The sequence below is a fragment of the Streptomyces sp. NPDC057271 genome, from assembly GCF_042668715.1.
Taxonomy (GTDB): Bacteria; Actinomycetota; Actinomycetes; order Streptomycetales; family Streptomycetaceae; genus Streptomyces.
This window is the reverse complement of record NZ_JBHUYJ010000217.1, coordinates 1-3,099: the sequence shown is the minus strand read 5'-3', so window position 1 is coordinate 3,099 and position 3,099 is coordinate 1. Positions and strand designations below refer to the sequence as shown.

At 71.9% G+C, this 3,099-nt stretch carries 2 protein-coding genes; one reads left to right on the top strand and one right to left on the bottom strand.

Going from position 1 to position 3,099, the window contains the following annotated elements:
- The first annotated feature begins 581 nt into the window (after positions 1-581).
- Positions 582-1,433, top strand: coding sequence for an alpha/beta fold hydrolase (locus ACFUJR_RS38970; RefSeq protein ID WP_383181530.1), 852 nt, complete (start codon positions 582-584; stop codon positions 1,431-1,433).
- A gap of 74 nt (positions 1,434-1,507) precedes the next feature.
- Here the strand turns inward: ACFUJR_RS38970 and ACFUJR_RS38965 are convergent, their stop codons facing one another.
- On the bottom strand, positions 1,508-2,734 hold the full coding sequence (locus tag ACFUJR_RS38965; protein ID WP_383181527.1) for a serine hydrolase domain-containing protein: 1,227 nt from the start codon (positions 2,732-2,734) through the stop codon (positions 1,508-1,510).
- Positions 2,735-3,099: the final 365 nt, after the last annotated feature.

The window sequence follows — 3,099 nt, the reverse complement described above, 5'->3', positions numbered from 1 at the left end:
GGGCCTCCCAATAAACGAGGGGCGAGGGGTCGGGGGGGGGACAAGGGGGGGCCCCCCGTCGGGTGAAAAGAGAGCTGGGAGTCCCCCGGGGGTGCGGGGGGGTCCCCCGGGACCCGGCGGGGCCCCCCCGTTTCCGGGGTCCCCGAAGGGCCGGCTTCACGCTCCCGCCCAGGTGGCGGGCCCGGTGGGGCCTTCGCGGCCCGTTTTACGGCGGAATCGCCACGCCCGTGGCCCTCGGCGTGCCACGCTGGGGGCAGCCGTACGGCCGGGGAGGGGTGGGTGCGATGGAGTCGTCCGGGGCGGTGTGCCGACAGACAGAGGGCCCCGGCGCCCATGGGCGCCGGGGCCTGTCCTCCCCCGTGCTGACCCGGAGCCCCGAGCTCCCAGGGTCATTCCCCTCGGACCGTTTTCCCCGAGCGGTCCGCCTCCCGCTGAAGATCTCCCCTCGGCGGCGCTCGTCAATCCTTGAGCGCGGTCACTCGAACGAGGGGTGTTACGTGGCAGAACCCCATTTTCGAATATGGGTTCGATAGTCTGGCGGTGCTCGACACGCTCGATGGGAAGAGGGGGTGCCAGGGAACATGGTGCGACGTCTCGACGTCACCGGGGCCGACGGCGTACGCCTGGCGGCCTGGGAGTTCACGGAAGAGCAGGCACGTACGACAGGGTCCGGAGTCTTACTTCTGCACGGCCTGATGGGCCGCGCCTCCCACTGGGCCCCCACCGCGCGCTGGCTGGCCGGGCGGCATCGCGTCGTCGCCCTCGACCAGCGCGGTCACGGCCTCAGCGACAAGCCGCCCGCGGGCCCCTTCACCCGCGAGGCGTACGTCTCCGACGCGGCTGCCGCCGTCCAGCAGCTCGGTCTCGGCCCCGTCACCCTCGTCGGCCACTCCATGGGCGCGCTCACCGCCTGGCAGTTCGCCGCCGAGTACCCCGACCTCGTCCAGGCCCTGGTCGTCTGCGACATGCGCGCTTCGGCTCTCGGGGCCGCCTCGCAGCGGGAGTGGCAGGACTGGTTCCGCCGCTGGCCGGTGCCGTTCACCTCGCTCGACGGCGTGCGGCGGTGGTTCGGTGAGGAGGACCCCTGGGTCGAGCGGCCGAACCCCGCGCGCGGGGAGTTCTTCGCCGAGGTGATGACCGAGCGCCCCGACGGCTGGTACCCGGTCTTCGACCCCGCCCAGATGCTGACCTCCCGGGAGACCTGGGTCCACGACGCCCACTGGGACTCGCTCGCCCAGGTCCGCTGCCCGACGCTGATCGTCCGCGGCCTGGACGGCGAGTTGGGCCGCGCCGAGGCCCAGGAGATGGTCCGCGTCCTCCCGCGCGGGGCGTACGCGGAGATTCCGGACGCCGGCCATCTCCTCCACTACGACCACCCGGACGCCTGGCGGACGGCGATCGAGCCGTTCCTCAACGGCGTCCTGACGTCATAGCCCCGAGTCGCCTCAGGCCCGAGTTGCTACAGGGCCGAGCCGCCTCAGGCCCGAGTCGCCTCAGGCCCGACTCGCTACAGGGCCGAGCCGCTGAGTGGCGGGGGGACCGGTCGGTCGTACACGTTCTCGGGCGTCACGACCTCGGTCACCGCCCGGGCGACCAGCGTGCTCGGCTCCTGGCCTCCGGACTGGATGTCCGTGTTGAGCATGAGCACCATCGTGGCCTTCTGCGAGGGCAGGTAGACGGTCACCGTCTCATAGCCCGGGATGGACCCGTTGTGCCCGATCCAGCCGTTGGTCTCGAAGATGCCGAGGCCGTAGCTCGTACCGGGGTAGCCCGTCGGCAGCGTCTTGAGCCGTTCCGCCTGGGTCTCCGGGCTGAGCAGCTCCCCGGTGGCGACGACCTTCGCCCAGCGGCGCAGGTCGTGCAGATCCGAGATCATCGCTCCCGCCGCCCAGGCCCAACTGGGGTTCCAGTCCGTGGAGTCGGCGACCTCGCCGTCCGGGGTCTGGTCGGTGTATCCGCGCGGATGCGGCTCGGGGAACTCCGCCCCGTGCGGGAACAGCGTCTCCCGCAGCCCCGCCGGGCGCAGCACCCGCCTGTCGATGACGTCGGCGAGACGGTGTCCGCTGACCTTCTCGATCACGAGGCCGAGCAGGACGAGGTTGCTGTTGCAGTACTCGAACCGGGCCCCCGGCGCGAAGGTGTTGTCGTGCCGGTAGCCGTACGCGAGCACCTCGTGCGGGGTGAACCGGCGCCTCGGGTGGTTCTCCAGATCCTGGATGAAGTCCGGGTCGGAGGTGTACGGGAAGAGGCCGCTGCGCATCTCGGCCAGGTGGCGCAGGGTGATGTTGTCGCCGTCGGGCACACCGTCGACGTAGCGGGAGATCGGGTCGTCGAGCCCGATCCTGCCGTCGTCGACGAGCTTCAGGAGCGCGGTGACCGTGAAGGTCTTGGTCTCGCTGCCGATCCGCACGGAGCCGGACGTGCTCATCGGCCTGCCGGTGACCTTGTCGGCGACACCGGTGGCGTGGACGTAGCAGCCCTTGCCCGGGATCCACACCCCGGCGACGATGCCGGGGATGCCGGCCTGCACGCGGGCTTCCTCGACAGCCTTGTCCAGACGGGCGGTCAGCTCGGGTCCCAGACCGCCGTCTCGGCACTCCTCGCCGCCGTGGTGGCCGGTGCCGGCGGGGACGGCGGTGGGCATGGCGGTGGCGGGAGCGGTGGCCATCGGGGCCAGCACGGATGCCACGAGGAGCGCTGCGGCGAAGAGTCTGCGGGAGGGGGTACGTCGCATGTCGGGGGCGCCTCTTCCGGTTCAGGATCAGGAACGCCAACGTGCCCCTCGCGATGCCCCCGCACGTCCTTTCCGCGCCCGCGGCCCCCGGTGAGTCCACTCGTTCGGACCCGGACCGCCCCCGACCCGAACCGCACCCGCACCCGCACCGGCCCCCGATCCGCCCCGACCGGCACCCGCACAGGAGCCGCCGACGGGACGTGGGGGCGTCGATGTCTGCCCTCGGCCTTGCCTTCACGGCCCTCTCGCCCGGCCTCCTCCCGGTGCTAGTACTCCAGCAGGATTTCGCTGTCTGACCTGGTCTTTCGCCGGGTGGCGGGAGTGTAGCGGGACTTCGGTCGTGCGGGGGCGGTCTCAGGGAAACC

What these genes read in the sequence shown, in the direction of transcription:
- ACFUJR_RS38970 (WP_383181530.1), top strand. Translation starts at nt 582, where the DNA reads ATGGTGCGACGTCTCGACGTCACCGGGGCCGACGGCGTACGCCTGGCG.
- ACFUJR_RS38965 (WP_383181527.1), bottom strand. Translation starts at nt 2,734, where the DNA reads ATGCGACGTACCCCCTCCCGCAGACTCTTCGCCGCAGCGCTCCTCGTG.